Here is a 21,661-nt window from a genome sequence, read left to right on the forward strand (position 1 = left end):
TGTACGGCCTCTCGATCGCGCCGGTCAAGATGTAACCCATGTCGGATCCAGTCGATGTGCCGATCGAAGACGAAGTCATTCGGCTCGGGCAATTTCTGAAGCTGGCCAATCTCATCGACAGTGGGTCGGAGGCCAAGACCGTGATCGCCGCCGGGTTGGTGCGCGTGAACGAGGAGGTGGAGCTGCGACGAGGGCGCCAGCTCCACGCCGGAGATATCGTCGCGCTCGCCGGCCACCGGGTGCGGGTGGCGGGCGGATAGTTCCGCGGCCGGCCGGACCGCCCGGCGGCGATCGGTGAGTTATTCCGCGCGGACGACCACCCCGTCGTGATCGCTGTAGAGCATTTCACCGGGAACGAAAGTGATACCGCCGAATTCGACCGTCACGTCACGCTCGCCGGAACCGGTTTGAGTGCTCTTGCGCGGGTTGGTGCCCAGCGCTTTGAGGCCGATGTTCAGGGTGCGCAGAATTGCCGAGTCGCGCACACCACCGTTGACGATCACGCCGGACCAGCCGTTGTCCACACCGCGCCCGGCGATGATGTCACCGACGAGTGCGGTGTGCACACTGCCCCCGCCGTCGACGACCAGGACCCGTCCGTCACCGGGTTCGCTGAGAGTCTGCTTGACCAACAGGTTGTCCTGGAAGCAGCGAATGGTGACGATCCGGCCGCTGAAGACCGGAACGCCGCCGAACTGTGTGAATTGGGTATCACAACTGCGGATCTCGGGGCCGATTTCATCGGCGAGGTCGGCGGTTGCCACTGAGTTTGCTGAATCGGTCACCGAACCAGCTTGCCATGTCGGCGGCAGGCCATCTCAGTCACCGCGGGCGCGCTGGTATTCCTCGATCTTGGTGGTCAGATTGCGTGCGGTGTGTTTGACCGCCAGCTTCACGAACGGCTCGATCGTCTTACCCAGCACCTTGCCCGCGAGACCGCCCGGCACCCGGTATTCGACAATGGCATCCACCGTGCAGCTATCGGTGCTCCGCGGGTGAAACAGAAAGGTCGACTCGATCTCGAATCCGGTGATCGCCTTCACGGCGATGGCGGCATTGCGCTCCCAGCGCACGATCTGCAGCCGTGATTCCAGTGCGGCGGGACCCAGTTTCAGTTCGGTGTCGAAACTGGCGCCGAGACCGGCTACCTGGTCGGTGACCGGGGTGAAGGAGTGGATCTCGGTGACGAATTCCGGCAGATTCCGGTAATCGTTGACGTATTCGAACGCCGTTTCGGCCGGTGCGGCACACTCCGCCACGATCTTCACTGCGGTCATGGGTGTCACGGTAACCGGCCGGAACCCTCAGGCAGTGACCGACAACGTCGCGGCGAGTCCGAACACCACAGCCATGACCAGCACCTCGGCCACGGCCCGGCGCAGTGATGCCTCCGCGCTCATGCGGTGCGCGGCCGCCGCCGGAACCCACCTGCGCCGCCACCACCAGCCGAGCCCGAGCAGAGCCGCCAGCAACACGGTTTTCGCGAGCAGGATGCGGCCGTACCCGGTATCGGCGAGGGTGAGCGGATTCCCGATGCGGACCAGACCGTTGCACACTCCCGTCCCGGTCACCACCGCGATCGCCGGTAGCGCCCAGGTCGAATAGCGCGGCAACACCGCCGCCCACTCACCCCGGCTGCGCACCACCAGCGCCAGCGCGATCAGGACGCCGAACCAGACGGCCGCAGCCAGGGCATGGACGGCGCCCAGCACCGACCCGAGTGTCTGCTGCGACATATGACCGGTGATCGGCCGCAGCGACAGCGCGACCGCGGCGAAGACCAGGACCAGATCGGTGGTGGCGTGCGCGGGGCGGCGGTAGGCGAACGTGCTGTACAGCGTGACCGCCCCGGTGCCGACCAGCACCGCCATCCCGATCTGACCACCGCTCAGGTGGGTCAGATAAGCACCGAAGTCGCTTGCCGACAGCTGCGTCACCTCGACCCCGACCACCTGCGCGGCCTCGATGGCCAGCAGAACCATCTCGACGACCGTCCACAGGGCGCTCAGCACCGCCAGCAGCTGCCATGCCGGTCGCAGCCGGTCGTGCAGGCGGGGGAGCGCGGCCAGGCCCAGGACGGTGGCCGCCAGCGCATCGGCCGGCGCCCGTACCACCGCCTCGGCCTGAACCGGATCCGGTGCGGCGAGAGCCCAGCCGATCGCCACGCCGATCAGTAGCACCGGGACGACCAGCAGTACTGCGTACCGCAGCGTGGTCGAACCGCTGCCGGTCGTCTTCGAGCTCACCGTTCGCCGTGGTCGGGTCCCGAGGAGCGACGGCGACCGATACCACTGCCGAAGAGCGCGAACGCCAGTCCGGCGGCGAAAACGAGCACCGCGGGAACGATGAACACCCAGATCGGAACCCCGCCGGAGTCTTCGGTGCCGGAACTGCTCCCCGCGTCGGCGCGCGGCCCCGGTGTGCCGTGTCCGGCCGTGGTCAGCTCGAAGGTGCGAGTGCCGCTGACCGGATGACCGTCGGCGGAGGTGACCCGGTACGCGATCGTGTACTTACCCACCGGGCCGAGATCACCGACCTCGGTGCTCACCGTCGGGCCGTCGACCACCGGATCGCTCTTCGACCAGAGATTTCCGTCGGGGCCGACCACGGTCAGCGACGGGAAGTCCGGCTGCAGATTCTCGTTGAAGGTGACGGTGACCCGTTCCGGACCGGTGGCCAGCTGGGCGCCGTCGGCGGGATCGGTGGCGATGACCGCCGAGTGCGCGGCGGCCGGCCCGGCCACCATGATCGTGGCTGCGCCCAGCGTCAGTGCGGCGGTGACGGCGAGCAGTATCCGGCGCATCATGAGCGCCGCGCCCGCAGCAGCGCACCCAGGCCGAGTGCTGCACCGAGCGCGCCCAGGATCAGCCCGATGCCGCCCAGCCACCGGGCGGTGTCGTCGTTGTCGTCCGTACCGGACTGCTCGGCGGATGCCGAACCGGAGTGGTCGGCGGTGCCGGCGCCGTGCGAGTGCCCGCCATCGCCCTCGGCGAGCTGCACCATCGGTGCGGGATGTTCGGGTTCGTCCCCGCCTTCGGTCATGGGTTCGTTCCAGTTGACGACCTTGCCGTCGCTGTAGGTCTGGGTCGCCGGGAAACTCACCTCGTCCTGTTTCGGCAGCGGCCCCACCGAGAGGACGAAGCGCTGGAACTGTTCGGGCCCGATGCCGGGATTGCCGGGGGCGGCGGTCCAGGTGACGGACACGAATTGGTTCTTGTCGTTCTTCTCGGTCTGCGCCGTCCAGCCCGGCATCGGTTCGGTGCGGGCCGAGGCCACCTGTGGCAGGGCGACGGTGAGTTTGGTGGTGGAGGCGGTGGGCGATTCGGTCGGCACCTGGAAGGTGACGACGGAGTGGCCGCCCTGTGCCGCATCCGGGGCGGTGGCGGTGACGTGTGCGGCCGCGGTGCCGGAGGCGAGCAGCGCGGCACCGGCGGCGGCGCCGGAGACCACGAGGGCGCGCGACAACGCTGTGGACATGCGTGAACTCACGATGTGTGTCTTTCTCGGTACATGGCGATATGCCTGAGGATTCGGAAATCGGGGTCAGGCGGGTACCGGAGGTGCGCGGGAGCCGAGCGCGCGCCCGTACAGGCGCTGCCGCGGGCGCGGTGTGCTGCCCGGCCACCGTGCGGGGACGCCACGGGCCGGCAGGACGAGCGGGGTGGTGACGGTACGAACGGCTCGAGACCGCGTCGTAGAGGCGGTCCGCTGCCACGATGAGCAGGGCACAGACGACCGTCGCGACGGCGTGCGCGACCATCATCCACGAGCCGGGTATCGATGGTCCATACACGGGAGACCCACTGTCACCGAGTGGTTCGGTGCCTCCGTGGGTGTGCAGCAGGCTCAGCGACAGATGCGCCGCGCCCTGCCCGGCGCCCAGGGCCGCGACGACCGCCGCGCGGGCGCGCAGACCGTGTACCGGCAGTGCCGACGCGAGTGTCCCGGCCACCGCACCACACAGCAACAGCAGAGTCGCGCCGGTCGACCCGGGATATCCGCCCCCGGCCCAGCCGTGCGCGGCCATTGCGAGCAGCACCACCGTCGCGCCGACCAGGCCGCCACGGACAGTGCCGCCGGTGCCACCGGGTCGCCGGGAGGCACGCCGCGCTGACGGACCTCCGGTGACTCGGTGACGGTGACGCATGACGGACGAGGCTGTCAGCGCACGCCGAGGCGGGCGAGTATGTCGGCTTCCACGCCGGACAGTTCGTGCGAGATGGAGCTGTGCACCGACCGCCGCCGGGCCACCGGCATCTGATCCGCAGTACGCACCGCCGCGGCCAGGCTGTTGAGCCGATCACGGGTGGCGACCACGAACTTCTGTGCCTCGCCGTCCTTGTCACCGGACTTCTCGAGATCGGCCAGGGTGGCCTCGACGCCGGCGATGCGCGCCTGCAGCCGCCCGCCGGGTCCGTTGAAGTTGCCGAGATCCTCGATCCCGATGCCGAGCCGATGCGCGCGCCGCGTGTCGATCTGGCCGCGCACATAGGTGGCGCCCCGGTAGGCCAGCGGGGCCAGTACCGGAATCAGGATCCGTGCCACACCCAGGTACTTCTTGACCTGGGCCGCGCTGAGCGGGTCGCGTTCGGCGCGTTCGGCGGCCTTCTGGGCCGCCTTCTCCTCGGCTTTCAGCGTCGAGATCTGAGCCTTGGCCACATCGCGCTGGGTGCGCAGTTCGGCCTTGTTGCGTTTGCGTTCGTTTCGCGCGCCGAGTTTGGCTTCCACCCCGGCTTTGTGTTTGAGGGCTTTCGCCTCGGCTTTGCGGTTCACACGCCGCTTGCGCTTGGTGAACAACCCCATCGAAGGTCCTCCGTACGAGTTTGGCGTCTGCTGATCTACCCACCGCCACACGGTTTGCGCCAACTGTAGCGGTGCGCGCTCGGCGGCGGCGGGTCACGTCCGCCCGCGGCGAGGCGTGGACGGTCGGGCGTCGCGCGGCCGGGCGGTACGGACCGATGGGCTGTCGGAGGTAGGGACCATACTGCTAAGCGTGTATTCGGGCAGCGGTGACCGGGATGGTCACGAAGGTGGCGGTGACGGCGACGAGCTTCGGGCGGCGGCCACACCGGCTGCCGCCGGGCCCGCGGCGGCGGTGACCGGCGCCGATCGCGCCGATCGCGTCGCCTATCTGGATGCCCGGTCACTGGTGGGCTGCCGACATCGCTTGCATCTTGACGCCACCCACCCGGAGCGGCTGCTCGGTGTCGTGGAGGATGCCGGCATCCGGCAGCGCCGCGATGCCGCTGCCGCCCATCGGGCCACGGTGCGCGACACCTTGGTCGCCGCCGACCCGGACTCCTGGGTCGTCATCGCGCCCGACCGCGCCGCCGCCGCGCGGGCCGAGGACACGATGCGAGCCTGTGCCCAGGGTGCCCGGCGTATCTGGGGCGCGCTCCTTCCGCAGGAGCCCGACACCGGCCGCCGGGGTGGCTGCGAGATCCTGCTGCGTGACACCGACCGGGGCGGATATATCCCGGTCATCGTCGTGAACCACAAGGTGACCGATCCGCGGCGGCCCGATCCGGCCGACTATCACCCGACGACCTCCGACCTGTATCGGTGGAATCCGAAGCCGGACCGCCACGTGCGCATCCGCACCCAGACCCGAGATCAGCAGCGGTTGGCGCATCTGTACCGCATGCTGCAACGGCACGGCCTCGCGAGCCCGGCCTTGGTCGGGGGTGCGATCGGCTTCCACTTCGATCGGATTCTGGTCCACGACCTCGCTCCGGTGCTCGACGAATACGACCGCCGCTACGCCGACCGCATCGCGGTGGTCCGGGAACACACCCGGACGGTGCCCTCGAAGGTGCCCGAATGCCGGCAATGCCCCTGGTGGTCACGCGCCGCGGTGTCGGGCGGTCCAGCCGCCGCTGCCGATCCGACGGCCGCGCCGGGCCTCAGCTGTGCGGACTGGCTGGCCGAACAGCGCGACGTCAGCCTGGTCGCGCCGGGCTCGCGGTCGGAACTGCTGCGCCGCCACGGCGTGCGAACCATCGACGATCTGGCCGAATGGTCCGGAGCGGAACCGGCGGACTGGCAGTACGAACCGTTCTCCGAGACCGTGGTCACCGCCCGCGCCTGGATTTCCGGTGCGCCGTTGGTGCGCCGGGTGCCGCGGGTACAGGTGCAACGCGCCGACGTCGAGGTCGACGTCGATCTGGAGAGCTATCAGGAGTACGGCGCCTATCTGTGGGGCACGCTGCTCGACGGCGTGTACCGGCCGTTCCTGACCTGGGATCCGCTGCCGACCACCGACGAGGCCCGCTCGTTCGCCGACTTCTGGACCTGGTTGATGGACGTGCGCGCCGCGGCCGCGGCCACCGGGAGAACCTTCGCCGCCTATTGCTATTCGCGGACCGCGGAGGACAAGTGGCTCTACGAATCGGCCCGCCGGTTCGCCGGCCTGCCCGGGGTACCGAGCGTGGACGAGATCCGCACGTTCGTCGACGGCCCGCAGTGGGTCGACATGTTCCAGGCCGTCTCGGAGCAGTTCATCTGTCCCAACGGCAAGGGACTCAAGAAGGTGGCCCCGGTCGCCGGGTTCGCCTGGCGCGATGCCGAGGCCGGCGGCGAGGCATCGATGAGCTGGTATCGCCTGGCGGTCGGCTACGACGGCGAACCCGACCTGTCCCAGCGCACCCGCCTGCTGGAGTACAACGAGGACGATGTGCGCGCCACGCAGGTGCTGCGTGAGTGGATGTCGCCCGTGGTCCCGTCCCCGCACAGCGCCGATGCGGAGGTGCCGGCGATGACCGACTTTGGCGAGCCCGCCTGGGTCCGTCGTAATATCTGCACGTGACCGAACACGTCGAAAAATTGGAGTTTCAGGCCGAGACCCATCAGCTACTGGAACTGATGATCCACTCGGTCTACTCCAACAAGGACACCTTCCTCCGCGAGTTGATCTCGAACTCCTCCGACGCACTCGACAAACTGCGGCTCGAGTCGTACCGGGACAAGGACCTCGAGGTCGATACCTCGGATCTGCACATCGAGCTCGAGGTGGACGCCGAGGCCCGGGTGCTGACCCTCCGTGACAACGGCATCGGCATGTCGCGTGCCGAGGTGGTGGATCTGATCGGCACGCTGGCCAAGTCCGGCACCGCCGAGCTGCGCCGCCAGCTGCTGGAGATGAAGGGAGCCGACGCCGAGTCTTCGGGTGGCTCCGCTCCCGCGGACCTGATCGGCCAGTTCGGTATCGGCTTCTACTCCACCTTCATGGTCGCCGACAAGGTCAGCCTCACCACCCGCCGGGCGGGGGAGACCGAGGGCACCCGCTGGGAGTCGGAGGCGGGCAGCTCCACCTACACCATCGAGACCCTCGACGAGGCCCCGCAGGGCACCGCGGTGTCGCTGCACCTGAAGTCCGCGGACGAGGACGATCACCTCTTCGACTACACGCAGGAGTGGAAGCTCCGCGAGATCGTCAAGAAGTACTCCGACTTCATTTCCTGGCCCATCCGGATGACGGTGGAGCGCACCGTCACCGAGGGGGAAGGGGAGGAGAAATCCGAGAAGACCATCCTCGAGGAGCAGACACTCAATTCGCAGAAGGCGCTGTGGACGCGCCCGCGCAGCGACGTCTCCGACGAGGAGTACAAGGAGTTCTACAAGCACGTTTCACACGCCTGGGACGATCCGCTCGAGATCATCCCGCTCAAGGCCGAGGGCACCTTCGAATATCAGGCGCTGCTGTTCATTCCCTCGCATGCGCCGTTCGACCTGTTCGCCCGTGAGCATCAGCGGGGTGTGCAGCTGTATGTGCGCCGGGTGTTCATCATGGACAACTGCGAAGAGCTCATGCCGGAGTATCTGCGCTTCGTCAAGGGTGTGGTGGATGCGCAGGACCTCTCGCTCAATGTCTCGCGCGAGATCCTGCAGCAGGATCGCCAGATTCAGATGATCCGTAAGCGCCTGGTGCGTAAGGTGCTTTCGACGATCAAGGACCTGCAGAACGCGGCCGCCGACACCGCGAGCGAGGATGCGGCCGACGGCGGCGAGGCCGGCACCGAATCGAAGTACCGCACCTTCTGGAACGAATTCGGCCGAGTCCTCAAGGAGGGCTTGCTCTCCGATTTCGACAATCGCGAAACCATCCTGCAGGTCTCGTCTTTCGCGTCCACCCACTCGGATTCCGAACCGACCACGCTCGCCGAATATGTCGAGCGGATGGCCGAGGGTCAGGACAAGATCTACTACATGACCGGCGAATCCCGCTCGCAGATCGAGAATTCGCCGCATATGGAGGCGTTCGAGGCCAAGGGCCTCGAGGTGCTGGTGCTCACCGATCCGGTCGACGAGATGTGGGTCGGTTCGGTACCGGAGTTCGACGGCAAGGCTTTCCAGTCGATCGCCAAGGGCGAGGTCGATCTGGAGACCGAGGAGGAGAAGAAGGCCTCCGAGCAGCTGCGCGAACAGCAGAACAAAGATTTCGACGACGTGCTGAAGTGGCTGCAGGAGACGTTGTCCGACAGCGTCAAGGAGGTGCGCCTGAGTTCCCGGCTCACCACCTCCCCGGCCTGCGTCGTCGGTGACGTCTTCGACTTCACACCGCAACTCGAGCGGATGTACCGGGCCTCGGGTCAGGCACTCCCGGAGTCCAAGCGCATTCTGGAACTGAACCCGGACCATGCACTGGTGACCGGTCTGCGCGATAGGTTCGCCGCCGGGGAGCCGTCCGAGGAGCTGGCCGCGACCGCCGAACTGCTGTACGGCACCGCGGTTCTCGCCGAAGGTGGCGAGCTCAAGGATCCGGCACACTTCGCCCAGCTGCTGGCCGATCGGCTCACCAAGACGGTCTGAGCCGCACCGTCCGGTAGGCAATAGGCAGGGCTCGCACGGGATTCCGTGCGAGCCCTACCTATTGCAGTGTGTCGATGCTCGGTATCGGACCGGACCCCTCGTCCGCCCCGACTCGGATCAGGCGAAGGTGCAGCCCTCGACCGGCTTGTCGTTCAAGCGGTCCATCAGATACGGGATCACGCCGTTCGGGCTGAAGCCGTCGATGATCTCGGGGCCGAAGTGGTTCGGCAGTGCCGCGCCGGGCAGGATCGGCGGCAGACCGTTGGTGCGGAAGGTGACGGTGGCGCCATGGCTGCACCAGTCGTCGGCCAGCTGCCGGGCCTGCGGATAGGGGACGGTGTCGTCGTTGATGCCGCTGGTGATGAGGACGGGTGCGGTGGGAGTCAGGGTACCGACGCGCTGGCGGTCCAGGATGTCGATGGCCGCCGGAACTTCACGCAGATTGTCCAGGATCGGCCGGCGATCGATGGTGAAGTCGCTGCCGCGCAGGAACGGGTGCTTCAGAATGACGTCACCGACGCACTCGTTCTGCAGATCCGCGAGCAGATTCTGCGCCGCCGGGGTGACCCGCTTGTCCAGTTCGGGCTTCAGTTCGGGGGAGCGGGCGAGGAAACCGTTGAGCGCGTAGCCCACCACGCCGCCGATCAGATTGCCGTCGATCTTCTGCAGCACGGCCGACAGGTCTGCTACCGGGGCGCCTGCCCATACGCCCTTCAGATCCAGTTCCGGTGCGTAGCTCGGCTGCAGTTCCGCCGCCGCGGCGGTGGCGCCGCCGCCCTGTGAGTATCCCCAGAATGCCAGCGGGGTCTGCGGTCCGGTGCCGGACAGCGCATTCGCCGCGCGGGCGGCGTCGAGTACGGCGTGTGCCTCCTCGACGCGGTTCACGTAGGTGTGTACGCCGGGGGTACCCAGGCCGATGTAGTCGGTCACGAAGACCCGGGCGCCCAGGGCATTCCACGTCATCGCCGAGACGGCTTCCTGGTTCGCGGAGATGCTCGGTGGGGTGATCTGCGCGTAGAGGCCGGTGGAGAAGGCCTTCGACGGCGCGCACTGGTCGCCCTGCCCTGAGGTGCCCGGCGCGATGACCACGGTCGGCCGGGGCCCGTTGCCCTGCCAGGGCCGGGTGGCGTCGATGTAGGTGCCGCTGACCGCGACCGGAGCGCCGTCCTGGGTCTGCGAGGTGTACATGACCTGCTGCGCGTTCACCGGCCACGACCCGAGTCCGGGTGGTGCGAGGAATACCGGCATCGGCTGGGTCTTGACGACCGAACCCGGTGTGGTGTCGAAGTGCGCCGGGGGAGTGTAGAAGTCGTCGGCCGGAGCGGCACCGGCGCTTCCGATACCGGCACAGCTCACTGCGGCGCCGGCGCAGGCCGCGACCGCGAGCGTGACGGTCCGCCGGACCATCCCCCGACGCCGCGGTCCCGATGATCTACGCATCGCGGTGTGCGGTGATCTGGTATTCAGCTTCATGGCTTCGACCTGCCCCAACTAACTTACTCCCGAGTAGAATCCTTCCTAACATAGCCGTTCTTCCCGGGAGGGGGAAATGCGTGTCACTCCGGTGGCTCGAAACAGCAGGGCCGGCACGGAAATCCGTGCCGGCCCGGCTTCGGCCTCTACCAGTGCGAGAGCCTGCTCCCGTCCCCGCCATGCTCAGGGGCGGTGCAGCCTGGCACCGGGTGCGGTGTCAGCGCGGCGCCATGCGCAGCGCACCGTCCATGCGGAAGGTTTCGCCGTTGAGGTAGTCGTGCTCGGTGATGTACTGCGCGAGCTGGGCGTACTCGTCCGGGCGGCCCAGCCGCGACGGGAACGGCACGCCGGATTCGAGGCCCTTGCGGTACTCGTCGGTGACACCGGCGAGCATCGGGGTGTCGATGATGCCGGGAGCAATGGTGTTGACGCGGATGCCGAACTGCGCCAGGTCACGGGCGGCCGGAACGGTCATACCGGCGACACCGCCCTTGGACGCGGAGTAGGCGATCTGGCCGATCTGCCCCTCGAACGCCGCCACCGACGCGGTGTTGATGACCACGCCGCGCTGGCCGTACTCGTCGACCGCGTCGGTCTTGGAGATGGCATCGGCGGCCAGTCGCATCACGTTGAAGCTGCCCAGCAGGTTCACGGTGATGACGGTCCGGAACAGCTCCAGATCGTGCGGGCCCTTCTTGGACAGGATGCGTCCCGCCCAGCCCACACCGGCGCAGTTGACCACGATGCGCAGCGGCACGCCGGATTCGACGACCTTCGCGACCGCGGCGGTCACCTCGTCGTCGCTGGTCACATCGGTCGGAAGCAGGGTGACACCGGCCGGGACGTTATCGCCGGCACGCTCGATCGACTGCTGCAGGTCGAGACCGAAGACGGTCGCGCCCTGGTCGGCGAAGCGCTTGGCGGTCGCGGCGCCCAGACCGGACGCAGCTCCGGTGATGATCGCGGCAGAGCCCGAAATCTCCACGGTGATTGGTCCTCTCGTCAGTGACGGCCCTCTTCTGGGTACTGGCCGGCCGTCAACAGCACCATATCCGGCGGTGTTCCCGGCCAGGCTGTGGGAGTGGTCACCGGTACGGACGGCATCTCGGCGAGCGACCACGCGGTTCGATGTCTACCGGCTACCTTGATCGCGGAAGATGTCGCGAAACGATCAATGGAGTTGGCGGTATGACGAGCTCGGCGGCCGCGCGCCGTAGGCTGCCGCGGGGCCGGCACGGCATACCGCGCGACACGGTGGTGCGTGACCAGCGTGACCGGATCCTCACCGCGCTCGCGGAGCTGATGGCCGCCCACGGATACGCCGCTACCTCGGTCACCGCCGTGACCAAACGCGCCGGGGTATCCCGAGAGACCTTCTACGAACAGTTCCGCTCCAAGGAGGACTGCTTCGAGGCCGCCTACGAGCGCGCGGTGGAACTGCTGCTGACACGTATTCGCGACGCTGTGCCCCGCCCGGACACAGCGCCGCCTCCTCTCCCGGAGTCCGGCGCCGTATCGCAGCAGGCGAACGGTGACTCCGGTGCATCCCGCACCGGCGCTCCGATGGCGGCGCTGCTGGACGCCTACCTGGACGGGATCGCGGCCGAACCGGCTTACGCGCGCCTGTTCCTGGTCGAGGTCTACGCTGCCGGCCCGGAAGCGATCGCCCGCCGGGCGACACTGCAGGAATCGTTCGTCTCCCTGCTGACCGAACTCGTCGACGCCCGCACCGCAGGGCAACGGTTTGCCTGCCACATGATGGTGGCGGCCCTGAGTTCCATGGTCACCACCCATATCGCGGCCGGAGACCTGGGCGGACTGCGTGCCTTGCGTGAATCCGTCCTGGAGTTGGTCTCTCGTGGCGGCGACCTCTTCGGTGCGGCGACCGCACGACTCGCCGATCCGGGTGTCGCGCATCTCGCTGCCGCAGGCCTCGGCACTGCCGGGCCGGGTGCCACCGCCTAGTCGGTCGAGCGGTCGATCGCCCGGAGCGAACTGATAGCGCGGACCCCCGCGGTACCGCACGATGCGGTCGCCGCGGGTGTTCGCCTGCTGCCGATGGTCAATCCAAACAGAATTCGTTGCCCTCCGGATCGGCCAGCACCAGATGTCCGGCGCCGAGCGGCGGCGCCGGTTCGTGGCGTTGCAGGCGGGTGGCACCGAGCGCGATCAGCCGCTCGGCTTCGACCTCGAAGGCCGCCATCCGCTCCGCTCCGGTAAGACCCGGCGCGGCGCGCACATCCAGATGCACGCGGTTCTTCGCCTGCTTACCTTCCGGAACACGCTGGAAGAACAATCGTGGTCCGGTGCCGTCGGGGTCGATCACCGCCGAGGCGTCGTTGCGGCGCTCCGGCGGTACCCCCATCGCGTCGAGCGCCTGCTCCCAGGTGTCGAATCCGCCGGGCGGATCCTGGATCCGATATCCGAGTGCCTCCGCCCAGAACGCCGCCAAGCCGGCGGGATCGGCGCAATCGATGGTGATCTGCACAGTGCGGGTCATCTCAGTTCGCCTCCCGGATTGGAGTGTGCTGGTAGAGGTCGCGCAGGAGGCAGACCTCGGACAGGTGGTGGATCAGCTCGCGGTTGATGTGCAGGACCAGCGCCGCCATCGGGTACTCGGCGAACGGACCTTCCGCCGGACCGCAGAGCCGCGCGAGTCCATCCTCGCCCAGCTCGGCGACGCCCGCTTCCCATCGGTCGTATTCGGTGTCCAGCTGCTCCAGTGCCTGCTGTGCGTTCTCGGCGTACTCGAAGGACTGGTAATCGGTTGCTGCACGCCCGAAATGCGACGCATTGCGCATGCCCAATACGCCCACGATCACATGTCCGAGGCGCCAGGCGATCGTGGTGAACGGTGCGGGATCGGGCGGTGGGAAGGCGAAGTCGATGGTCATGGCGCCGCCACCGGCCTGTACCGGCGCGGTGGAGGTGCCGCGCGGGTGGATGTTCCAGCAGTCGGCGGCGGGCTCCCAGAAGTACTCGTCGTCGGTGAGTCCGGCCAGGCGGGGACGGATCTGGGTCGTCCAGTGCCAGGAGAACTGTTCGCGCAGCAGCGGGTTCCAGGTGGTCATGACCCGAGCATGCACCGGAATGCGGACAGGATCGTTCCGTGATCTGTGTGAGGATGGAGAAATGTCGGTCGAGGCCACTACGGAGCGCGTGTTGCGACTGCTGGCGCTGTTGCAGCGCAGGCCGTCCTGGACGGCCACCGAACTCGCGGCCGAACTGGGCGTCACCGATCGGTGCGTGCGCCGTGATGTGGAGCGTCTGCGGGCCATCGGCTATCCGGTGCGAGCCGCGGCCGGTGTCGGTGGCGGCTATCAACTCGGCGCCGGGACCCGCTTGCCGCCGCTGCTCCTGGACGACGAGGAAGCGATCGCCACGGCGGTATCGCTGCGCCTGGCTGCCGGTGGGACGGTCACGGGTGCCGGCGAGGCGGCGCTGGGTGCACTGGCCAAACTCGACCAGGTGATGCCGCCCCGGCTGCGAGCCGAGGTACGCGCGGTGCACGATGCCACCGAGACCCTGGTGGGGCCGGAAGTCGAGATCGATGCGGAAACACTGCTGGTTCTCGCGCGCGCCTGCCGGGATGCGGTGCGGGTGCGGTTTCGCTACGCCGGCCGCGGTGGCACCGAGCAGGAACGGACCGTCGAGCCGGTGCGCATGGTTACCACCGGCCGCCGCTGGTATCTGATGGCCCGCGATATCGACCGCGACGACTGGCGCACCTTCCGGCTCGATCGCATGCGCGAAGTGAGCGCGACGACCTGGCGATTCCGGGTGACCGAATACCCCGACCCGGTGAGCTACGTGCAGAATGCGGTCACCGCCGCGCCCTACCGCCATATTGCGCGAGTGCGGCTGCGGGCCCGGCCGGAACGCATCCGGGAGGTGGTCCCGCCCCAGGTAGGACGGGTGACCGACGAGCGAGACGGCTGGTGCGTGCTCACGGTCGGCGGCGACGATCTGGATTGGATCGCGCTACAGGTCGCCCGGCTGGGCTACGAAGCGCAGGTGCTGGATCCGCCGGAACTGCGCACCGCGGCCACCGCCATGGCGCACCGCGTCGCACAACTGGGGCGGGATCCGGATGCCGACCGGACTTCGGGCCCGCAGCCCGGCGCTGCGGCGGCCCCGGGATTCGATGCGGATTCCGATCGTCCGGAGGGCTGAACCCGCACCGCCCGCCGGCTCGTTTCCGGAGCGGCACCACCACACCTCACCGGGTGGCCGCGCGGTTCAGTGTCGGTCGCAGGTGTGCTGGTCGCCGGTGGAGGGCCGGTCCGACGGCGATGACCGGGTCGCAGCGCCGTGGCGGGCGGCATTCGACCGGGCGAGCAGCCACCACACCGCGCCCGCGACGACCGGAACCACCAGGGCGATCGAGTACTCACCGGGTTTGCCCAGCTCGGGAGCGACCGCGCCCAGCAGTGTGGCCGCACCGATGTACAGGAACAGCAGGCCGGAGGCGACCGCCACGGCCCGCTCGGGAATGTGCTTGCCGACCGTGATGCCCACGGCGATGGCCAGCCCACCGGCGGCGACCATACCCGCGACCGAGCCAGCCCAGACCGCCGGCCAACTGTGGTTGGACGCCAGCGCGATGGTCGCGAACATGGTCCGGTCGCCGAGTTCGGCGAGCAGGAACGACGAGATGACGATGAGGAATGCGCGCCCGGGGGCGGCCGGCCCGGTCGCTGCCGGCTCCTCGTCCGCACCGTCCTCGCGCCGGGATTCCCACAGCGTCCACATACCGACGGCCAGCAGGATGACACCGGTGCAGAAGGCGATCAGATCGGTGGGTAGCGCCGCGCCGAGGAAGTGCCCGACGCCGACAGCAATCAGATTCACCGCGATACTCGCGACGGTGATACCGCTCAGCACGATCCACCAGCGGTAACGCAGCGCGAAGGTGAGGGCCATGAGCTGCGATTTATCGCCGAGTTCGGCGACGAAAAGCACGCCGAAGCTCAGTAGTAGGGCGGCGATCATCTATTGCTCCCAGGTCACCGGCACATCGGCCGAAGACGGGGCGCCTCCAGCCGAAGAACCGGAAAGTCGGTCGTCGGCCGAAGGTCTCGCCCACCGGAACTCCGGTTCGGATGGCCGGATCCGACTGGCGGATCAGTATGTCGACCATGCGATTTCGGGCTACTCCCCTTCGCTGTAAGAGAGTCTACCCTAACTTCGACCGGTTCACCACTTCTTTGCCTCGAAAACGCAATGCGCACAATAAGTTTGGCCACGCGCCGGAAAAGTTTCGGGTACCCGTGGAAGGTGGATTCGATCGGGCGTGGGCGCGGCGTCAGGCCCTCCGCGCCCGGCGGTTCCCGTGCCCGCGAACGCCGGGTCGGGGCTCTCGGGCCGGCCCCGCTGCCGCCTGCTCAGGCGGCAGCGTTCTCGATGAGCATGGCCAGGACGGCGGTATCGGGATCCGTGATCGGGTCGACGCCGACGCGGCTCACCATCGAGGTCACCGTGCCGTCGAGTTCGGCCTCCACCCAGGCCGCGCGATGGGTGAGACCCAGATGTGGAACGCCGGGAAGCAGCACGCAGCCCGAGGCCGCTCCTGCGCATTCGGGCAGGGAGGGGCTGGTTTCCGAAGGGGGATGCAGCATCAGTAGCGCGGGTGGGATGTGTGCGGCGAAGTGACCCGGTTCGACGGCCTGCTCACCGAGGACCGGACCTTCGGCGAGTACCAGGCCCACCGTGCCCGGACGTGGATCGTCGGGCAGTTCCTCGCGGGCTCCGAAGACCGTCGTGGTGGACAGCAGGCCGGGAAGGCTCGCCACCCGCACGGCCAACGCCAGCAGTTGCGCCCATTCCTTCGTGGTGTCGGGCCAGCGCCCGGAGATGAGGAAACCTCGTAGTAATCCGTGTGCCTGAAACGGCGTGATTCCGACCGGATTGTTGATACGCATCGGATGGCCTCCCGAACTGTCAACGGGGGCGGCTCCGCGGTGAGCGAGCCCGTCCTCGACCTATCGTTGAGATAGGGGTACCCGAGGATGACTCGAACAATGTCTGGCACACAAGTACCACAGAGTGCTAGTCCGCCTCTCCGCGACTTCAGGCCATACCAGTTGGCATGGCCTGAAGTCGCGTTGAGGGCCGGCGGTAGGTTTCCCTGATCGGGTTCGAGGTGGATGGGAAGTTACCCATGTTCGAACGAAATCAGTGCTTCCGTCGGCATAGGGCTGTGCTGTTACCCGAAGATGAGGCCCTTGCCCTGGGCGACTGCCTTGGCGAAGCGGTCCTGCACGTCGGCCCAGTTGACGACGTTCCAGAACGCCTTCACGTAGTCGGCCTTGACGTTCTTGTACTGCAGGTAGAAGGCGTGCTCCCACATGTCGACCTGCAGCAGCGGGATGATGCCGAGCGGCACGTTGGCCTGCTGGTCGTACAGCTGGAAGGTCAGCAGCTTCTGGCCGAGGGTGTCGTAGCCGAGCACCGCCCAGCCCGAACCCTGCAGGCCGTTGGCGGCCGCGGTGAACTGCGCGCGGAACTTGTCGAACGAACCGAACTGGTCGTCGATGGCGGCAGCCAGATCCCCGACTGGCTTGTCGCCGCCGTTGGGGGACAGGTTCTTCCACCAGATCGAGTGATTCACGTGGCCACCGAGGTGGAAGGCCAGGTTCTTCTCGTACAGGAAGATCGCGCCGTGGTCCTCGGCCTCACGTGCCGCCTCGAGCTTCTCGAGCGCGGTGTTGACGCCGGCGACATAGGCCGCATGATGCTTCGAGTGGTGAATCTCGTTGATCTGCCCGGAGATGTGAGGCTCCAAGGCGCCGTAGTCGTAATCCAGATCTGGCAGCGTGTACTCAGCCACGATGTCCCTTCCTCATGATGTCGGCGCGTGCGCCCGGTCTTGTCGAGCGCACCAACCTTCATTCGTACACCCGCTCGATGCAACCGGGTCCGGTCCACCCTAGATTCCCGTGACCCGAAATCTGTTACGCGCCCGGGAATCGAGGGCACATGACCCAGTTATGCCCAGACACGGAGTTTTATTCACTCGGAGTACTGGTTCCTTCCGTGCCGTGCTCCGGTGCGCCCGGTATCGACCGCTACATCGGCGGCGCGACGTCGGGCAGCATGGTGCGCGGATCGCACGAATCGTGCGCTTTCCACCAGCGACGCGCACCGGCGGCGAACTGGTCGACTTCGAGCTGCCGGCCGCCCGCGGTGTGAATACTCAGATCGGTGAACCAGATTCGAACGTCCAGTTCGCGCGGATCCGTGCCCTCCTGCAGTGAGAACTCGAGGACGTGGGCCGGGCTCAGGTCGCCCACGGTGGTGTCGAAGCTGAGTAGTTCACTCCACAGGGACCAGCCGCTGTCGTCCAGGTCGATGAAGTTCCAGCCGTGTAGCGACCCGCCGCCGAAACCGGCGATGGCCTCGCCGAGGGTGTCGATGGTGAGGGGGAAGATGCGCGGTTCCAGGTCGTCCCAGCGTTGCTGCCGCAACGATGCCGCCACCCGGCTCACTCCGGACAGCGTCAGCGTGACCCGGCGGTCGGCCGCCTGGCCGTCACCGGGGAGGGTGAGCACCTCCAGTTCGATTCGAAGTCGTGCGTCCGCGGCGTCTACTGCCAACCCGAGACATGTTGCCTCGGAGAGTGCGGTGTCGAGCCCGGCCGTATCCAATCCGTCGAGTAACCCCCTGCTCGCGTCCATGTCGCCAGGCTACCGAGTACGCGCCGTCGAGCCAGGTATTTCGGATTCTCTCTAGTGTTGTCGTTTTTTCTCGAACCGGAGGGAACCGAACGGACATATCTTCCGTCCAAGTATGTGTCGGGAACTCGTGGACGCCGGTGGAACACCGTTCGACCAGCGCAGAAGCCCGCAGGTGGCGGCGGGGGCCGCACCGGTACCAAGGAGGGGAGTTCCGGAGTGGCCCCCGTTCCCTATCCGCTCGCCGGAGCTGTTGCCGACCGGCCGGTTTGTAAAGTCCGAACCTGTGGATGAGGTTGTGGATTATGTGGATAACTAGGGGGCAAGCTATGCACAGACCGGTTTGCCAAGAGTGTGCGCCACGGAATCCGGGCCCGGAACCGACCGAAGGTTCAACGAGTGGTTGCAGTGCCGGGTCTCCCCGCCGATCCCGGGTACATGGCAGGATCGAGAACCGTGACGAGCTCCGAAATTCCCTCGGTGCCGGTCGGCGACCTGCCCGCTGAATTCGATGCCGCACCACCGGCGGGTACCGAGACCGGGACTACGCCCGCCATCCTGCTCGACGTGCGCGAGGACGACGAGTGGCGGTTGGGTCATGCGCCCGGCGCCCGGCACATCCCGATGGTGGATGTCCCCGCGCGCCTGGACGAGTTGGATTACGACTGCGACATCTACGTCGTCTGCCGGCAGGGCGGACGTTCGATCGAGGTCGCCAAATATCTCGAACATGTGGGATTCGAGGTCTATCAGGTCGTCGGCGGCATGGTCGCCTGGCAGCAGGCCGGACGCCCGCTGTGCGGTGAAGGTGACCACGACGCCACGATCTACTGACCACGAACCACACCCGGTCCCGAGCACAAGCAACCGATGAGAATCGTCGACAGGATGGAAGGGGGAGCAGCCCGGTGAGTACGGTCGTGCAACCCTGTGCCCGGTGCGGCGCCCGCTGGGCGGTGCACGGTACGCCGATGCACTGGTGCCCGCGTTGCCGCGGAGTGCTGCTGTCGCCGGCACCCGTCGACGCGCCCCCGCAACAACGCAACTATCGCTGGGTCGCCCGCCCACCGGGCCGCGGACCGCGTGTCGTGCGCCCGAGTTCCGGCGCCACGATCGACCCCTCGACCCCCCGCTACACCGAGATCCCGCGCTGGGGGCTGCAGGATCGGCCGCCGCCGGTCCCCAAGGTTCCGGGCACGGGATTCGCGCTGCTGGATCGGCTGACCGAACGCCTGACCAGTCTGCTGTTCGCCACCGTCGTGCTCTTCGCCCTGGCGGCAGCCGCCGAGTTCGGTCGCTATCTGGTGCTGCTGCGCAATCGGACCCGGCTGATCGAGCCGGTCGTGCTGTTCCTATCCGATCTCAGCGTCTACGCCACCACCATCGCCGCCCTGTTGTGTGCGCTGGCGACGGCGGCCGGGTTGATCGGCTGGCTGGTCCGAGCGCGCGCGGACGCGTACGCCACCATCGGCCGCCGCGACCCACGCTCGCTTCCGGCGCTGCTGTGCGGCGGGCTGATTCCCGTGGTCAACCTGATCTGGCCCGGTGTGTTCCTCACCGAGCTGGCTCGCACCCGTGGCGGTGACCCCCGGCTGCTGCAGGCGGTGCGGATCTGGTGGTGCGTCTGGGTTCTCAACGGTGGCATGGTGATCGTGGCCCTGTGCTGGCGCACTGCGGATACGCTGCAGAGCCAGGCCAACGGAGTGATCTTCGCCGTCTACACCGACCTGGTGGCCGCGGCCGTGGCCGTCGCCTCGCTCTGGGTGGTACGGCTGACCGAAGGCCGTGACCTGCGCGGGCGGATAGTGATCCCCAAGCGCCGGTTGCCCGCGTCCGGGCCGGCGGTGCAGGTCATCGAGCCGGTCCGTCCGGTCCAGACAGAGGAGGCCATGGCCAAGTGACCCAGGACAATCGCGCACCGTTCGTGGTCGCTCACCGGGGTGCCTCCGGAACGCGTCCCGAACACACCCTCGCCGCCTACGAGCTGGCCTTGCAGGAGGGTGCTGACGGCGTCGAATGCGATGTCCGCCTGACCCGGGACGGTCATCTGGTCTGTCTCCACGACCGCACCGTCGACCGCACGTCTTCGGGCACCGGTCTGGTCAGCGAGATGAGCCTGGACGAACTGCGCGACCTCGACTTCGGCAACAACGGCGCCCCGTCTCCGGTACTGACCTTGCGTGAATTGATCACGCTCGTCCTGGACTGGCGCAGCCGGCCGACGAAGCTGTTCATCGAGACCAAGCATCCGGTTCGCTACGGCGCGCTGGTGGAGAGCAAGGTGCTCGCGGAACTGCAGCGGTACGGCATTGCCGCCCCGGCCTCGGCGGATCACTCCCGCGCGGTGGTGATGTCGTTCGCGGCCACCGCGGTCTGGCGTATCCGCCGCGCGGCGCCGCTGCTACCGACGGTGCTGCTCGGTGAGTCCTCCCGGTATCTGGGCGGCAGTGCGGCCACCACGGTCGGAGCGACGGCGGTGGGGCCGTCGGTGAAGACGCTGCGTGAACATCCGGAACTGGTGGATCGGGCCGCGGCCGCCGGCCGGGCCACCTACTGCTGGACGGTCGACGATCCCGAGGATGTCGAACTGTGTGCCGAGCTGGGGGTCAGCTGGATCGCTACCAACCACCCCGGGCGGATCAAGAAACTGCTGGACGGAAACTGAGGCCGCTGCGCGCCCCTGTGCACTGCGGCGGTGATCACCCGGTAGGTTCTGCGTTCGTGGGTAAGAGCAAGCGCAACAGTCCCAAGCCCGACAGCAATCGGGCCCAGCGCCTCGCCGAACGTCGTGCGGCACAACAGCAGGCCGCGGCAGCCGCGGCGCGGCCCTTCGCCGGGCTGGCCGCCGAATGCGATCTCGTCGCGCTGCGCGAATTCGTGCCGTCGGCGACCGCGGTCCTGAAGCCGGCCGAGGGCGTCGCCGCCGAGCGCCAGGTGACCCTGGCGACCGTGCTACCGGGCGCCGTCGCCGCCCTGGTCCGGGCCGGTGACCAGCCGTCCGGTTTCGTCGGTGTGCAGGTGCAGTTCCCGGCCGAGGATCCGGCTGCGGACCTCGCCGCCGCGATTCTGTGGACCCAGGGTGCCGAGCCGGGGGACTCGCTCACCGCGGCGAGCGAGTACAGCGCGGACACCGTGCCCGCCCTGGCCGAGGTGATCGATCCGAAGGCGAATCTGGAGCTGACCGTCCATCAGGACTTCAACTGGTGGGTGCCCGAGGGGCTGCAGCCCGATCCGCAGGTCGCCGCGACCATCGAACAGGCCAATCATGCGATCATGCCTTCGGACCGGCTGGATCTGGGCGTGGACGCCGTGGGCGCCGCCTGGTGGGTCGATGCTGGTGAAAAGGCGCATCTGCGCTGGGTGCGGCCCGAAGACGAGGACGATCTGATGGCCGCGTTGGCTCGGGTGCACGCCGCCGGCGGTCTGCATCTGGGGGAGGGCTCCCGGTTCGCCGGATCGTTCCGCACCCATGGCCTGCTGGTACCGGTATTCGATCTGGACCGGGAGCGGCACGCGAGTGAATGGGTGCAGCCCACCAAGGAGTTCGGCGAACGGCTGGCCGAAGCGCTGGCCACGGATGCGGAGCTGACCTCCGACGAGCGACGCTCCCGCGACGGATTGCGTTCGCGCCAGGTCACGCTGCGCTAGCGGCGACGGACCTGCCTCGCAGATAACCGATGTGCAGAGAGCCCGGCCCACCGTGCGGT

22 protein-coding genes and 1 pseudogene are annotated in these 21,661 nt (G+C 67.8%); 9 read left to right on the forward strand and 14 right to left on the reverse strand.

Annotated elements, in window-relative coordinates; genetic code table 11:
* Nucleotides 1-38 precede the first annotated feature (38 nt).
* Nucleotides 39-260, forward strand: a complete 222-nt coding sequence (locus NV2_RS05975; protein WP_067870449.1) for an RNA-binding S4 domain-containing protein — start codon at nt 39-41, stop codon at nt 258-260.
* A 39-nt stretch (nt 261-299) separates the two neighbouring features.
* Here NV2_RS05975 and rraA read toward each other — a convergent pair whose 3' ends face one another.
* The 6 genes from rraA to NV2_RS06005 form a co-directional block, all read right to left on the reverse strand.
* Nucleotides 300-785: a ribonuclease E activity regulator RraA gene (rraA, locus tag NV2_RS05980; protein WP_067870450.1), complete on the reverse strand. Its 486-nt coding sequence runs from the start codon at nt 783-785 to the stop codon at nt 300-302.
* A 33-nt stretch (nt 786-818) separates the two neighbouring features.
* Nucleotides 819-1,277 carry an SRPBCC family protein gene (locus tag NV2_RS05985; protein WP_067870451.1) on the reverse strand — a complete coding sequence of 153 codons (459 nt, stop codon included), beginning with the start codon at nt 1,275-1,277 and terminating at the stop codon, nt 819-821.
* A 27-nt stretch (nt 1,278-1,304) separates the two neighbouring features.
* Entirely contained in the window at nt 1,305-2,246 is a 942-nt protein-coding gene (locus NV2_RS05990; protein WP_067870453.1) for a CopD family protein, read from the reverse strand.
* Nucleotides 2,243-2,806, reverse strand: coding sequence for a copper resistance CopC family protein (locus NV2_RS05995; protein WP_067870454.1), 564 nt, complete (start codon nt 2,804-2,806; stop codon nt 2,243-2,245). The genes NV2_RS05990 and NV2_RS05995 overlap by 4 nt, the downstream gene beginning before the upstream one ends.
* Entirely contained in the window at nt 2,803-3,477 is a 675-nt protein-coding gene (locus tag NV2_RS06000) for a YcnI family copper-binding membrane protein (protein ID WP_067870455.1), read from the reverse strand. The genes NV2_RS05995 and NV2_RS06000 overlap by 4 nt, the downstream gene beginning before the upstream one ends.
* A 684-nt stretch (nt 3,478-4,161) precedes the next feature.
* A complete protein-coding gene (locus NV2_RS06005) occupies nt 4,162-4,803 on the reverse strand; it encodes a DUF6474 family protein (RefSeq protein WP_067870456.1) in 642 nt (213 codons plus the stop codon).
* Between the two features lie 292 nt (nt 4,804-5,095).
* On the opposite strand from NV2_RS06005, the gene NV2_RS06010 reads away from it, so the two are divergent.
* Both NV2_RS06010 and htpG read left to right on the forward strand, forming a co-directional pair.
* Complete coding sequence (locus NV2_RS06010) at nt 5,096-6,805, forward strand: TM0106 family RecB-like putative nuclease (RefSeq protein WP_245662486.1); 1,710 nt, start codon at nt 5,096-5,098, stop codon at nt 6,803-6,805.
* On the forward strand, nt 6,802-8,808 hold the full coding sequence (gene htpG, locus NV2_RS06015) for a molecular chaperone HtpG (RefSeq protein ID WP_067870458.1): 2,007 nt from the start codon (nt 6,802-6,804) through the stop codon (nt 8,806-8,808). Before NV2_RS06010 ends, htpG begins: the two co-directional genes overlap by 4 nt.
* A 117-nt stretch (nt 8,809-8,925) precedes the next feature.
* Here htpG and NV2_RS06020 read toward each other — a convergent pair whose 3' ends face one another.
* A complete protein-coding gene (locus tag NV2_RS06020; protein WP_067870459.1) occupies nt 8,926-10,215 on the reverse strand; it encodes a lipase family protein in 1,290 nt (429 codons plus the stop codon).
* Nucleotides 10,216-10,498: 283 nt separating this feature from the next.
* Nucleotides 10,499-11,266, reverse strand: a complete 768-nt coding sequence (locus NV2_RS06025; RefSeq protein ID WP_067870460.1) for an SDR family NAD(P)-dependent oxidoreductase — start codon at nt 11,264-11,266, stop codon at nt 10,499-10,501.
* 203 nt (nt 11,267-11,469) lie between these two features.
* Here NV2_RS06025 and NV2_RS06030 point away from each other — a divergent pair, with 203 nt between their 5' ends.
* On the forward strand, nt 11,470-12,246 hold the full coding sequence (locus tag NV2_RS06030; RefSeq protein WP_067870461.1) for a TetR/AcrR family transcriptional regulator: 777 nt from the start codon (nt 11,470-11,472) through the stop codon (nt 12,244-12,246).
* A 97-nt stretch (nt 12,247-12,343) separates the two neighbouring features.
* On the opposite strand, the gene NV2_RS06035 is transcribed toward NV2_RS06030, so the two are convergent.
* Nucleotides 12,344-12,781, reverse strand: coding sequence for a VOC family protein (locus tag NV2_RS06035; RefSeq protein ID WP_067870462.1), 438 nt, complete (start codon nt 12,779-12,781; stop codon nt 12,344-12,346).
* A 1-nt stretch (nt 12,782) separates the two neighbouring features.
* Nucleotides 12,783-13,352, reverse strand: a complete 570-nt coding sequence (locus NV2_RS06040) for a DinB family protein (protein WP_067870463.1) — start codon at nt 13,350-13,352, stop codon at nt 12,783-12,785.
* A gap of 61 nt (nt 13,353-13,413) precedes the next feature.
* Here NV2_RS06040 and NV2_RS06045 point away from each other — a divergent pair.
* A pseudogene (locus tag NV2_RS06045) lies at nt 13,414-14,364 on the forward strand (helix-turn-helix transcriptional regulator); the annotation flags it as partial.
* A 156-nt stretch (nt 14,365-14,520) separates the two neighbouring features.
* Here the strand turns inward: NV2_RS06045 and NV2_RS06050 are convergent.
* The 4 genes from NV2_RS06050 to NV2_RS06065 all read right to left on the reverse strand — a co-directional run bounded on the left by NV2_RS06050 (nt 14,521) and on the right by NV2_RS06065 (nt 17,957).
* Nucleotides 14,521-15,273: a TMEM165/GDT1 family protein gene (locus NV2_RS06050; protein WP_084473998.1), complete on the reverse strand. Its 753-nt coding sequence runs from the start codon at nt 15,271-15,273 to the stop codon at nt 14,521-14,523.
* A 392-nt stretch (nt 15,274-15,665) separates the two neighbouring features.
* Complete coding sequence (locus NV2_RS06055; RefSeq protein ID WP_067870465.1) at nt 15,666-16,202, reverse strand: peptidase; 537 nt, start codon at nt 16,200-16,202, stop codon at nt 15,666-15,668.
* 284 nt (nt 16,203-16,486) lie between these two features.
* Complete coding sequence (locus tag NV2_RS06060) at nt 16,487-17,110, reverse strand: superoxide dismutase (RefSeq protein WP_067870466.1); 624 nt, start codon at nt 17,108-17,110, stop codon at nt 16,487-16,489.
* Nucleotides 17,111-17,348: 238 nt separating this feature from the next.
* Entirely contained in the window at nt 17,349-17,957 is a 609-nt protein-coding gene (locus NV2_RS06065) for a hypothetical protein (RefSeq protein WP_067870467.1), read from the reverse strand.
* 453 nt (nt 17,958-18,410) lie between these two features.
* Between NV2_RS06065 and NV2_RS06070 the strand changes: the two genes are divergently transcribed.
* From NV2_RS06070 to NV2_RS06085, 4 genes are all read left to right on the forward strand, one after another.
* Nucleotides 18,411-18,788, forward strand: a complete 378-nt coding sequence (locus NV2_RS06070) for a rhodanese-like domain-containing protein (protein ID WP_067870679.1) — start codon at nt 18,411-18,413, stop codon at nt 18,786-18,788.
* A gap of 74 nt (nt 18,789-18,862) precedes the next feature.
* The gene (locus NV2_RS06075) at nt 18,863-19,855 is read left to right on the forward strand and encodes a DUF4328 domain-containing protein (RefSeq protein WP_245662470.1); all 993 of its coding nucleotides are present in this window, start codon (nt 18,863-18,865) and stop codon (nt 19,853-19,855) included.
* Nucleotides 19,852-20,619: a glycerophosphodiester phosphodiesterase gene (locus NV2_RS06080; RefSeq protein WP_067870469.1), complete on the forward strand. Its 768-nt coding sequence runs from the start codon at nt 19,852-19,854 to the stop codon at nt 20,617-20,619. Before NV2_RS06075 ends, NV2_RS06080 begins: the two co-directional genes overlap by 4 nt.
* A 56-nt stretch (nt 20,620-20,675) precedes the next feature.
* Nucleotides 20,676-21,602 carry a DUF5926 family protein gene (locus NV2_RS06085; protein WP_067870471.1) on the forward strand — a complete coding sequence of 309 codons (927 nt, stop codon included), beginning with the start codon at nt 20,676-20,678 and terminating at the stop codon, nt 21,600-21,602.
* Nucleotides 21,603-21,661 lie beyond the last annotated feature (59 nt).

The organism is Nocardia vermiculata NBRC 100427 (assembly GCF_001613265.1).
In the GTDB taxonomy this organism is placed as follows: Bacteria; Actinomycetota; Actinomycetes; order Mycobacteriales; family Mycobacteriaceae; genus Nocardia; species Nocardia vermiculata.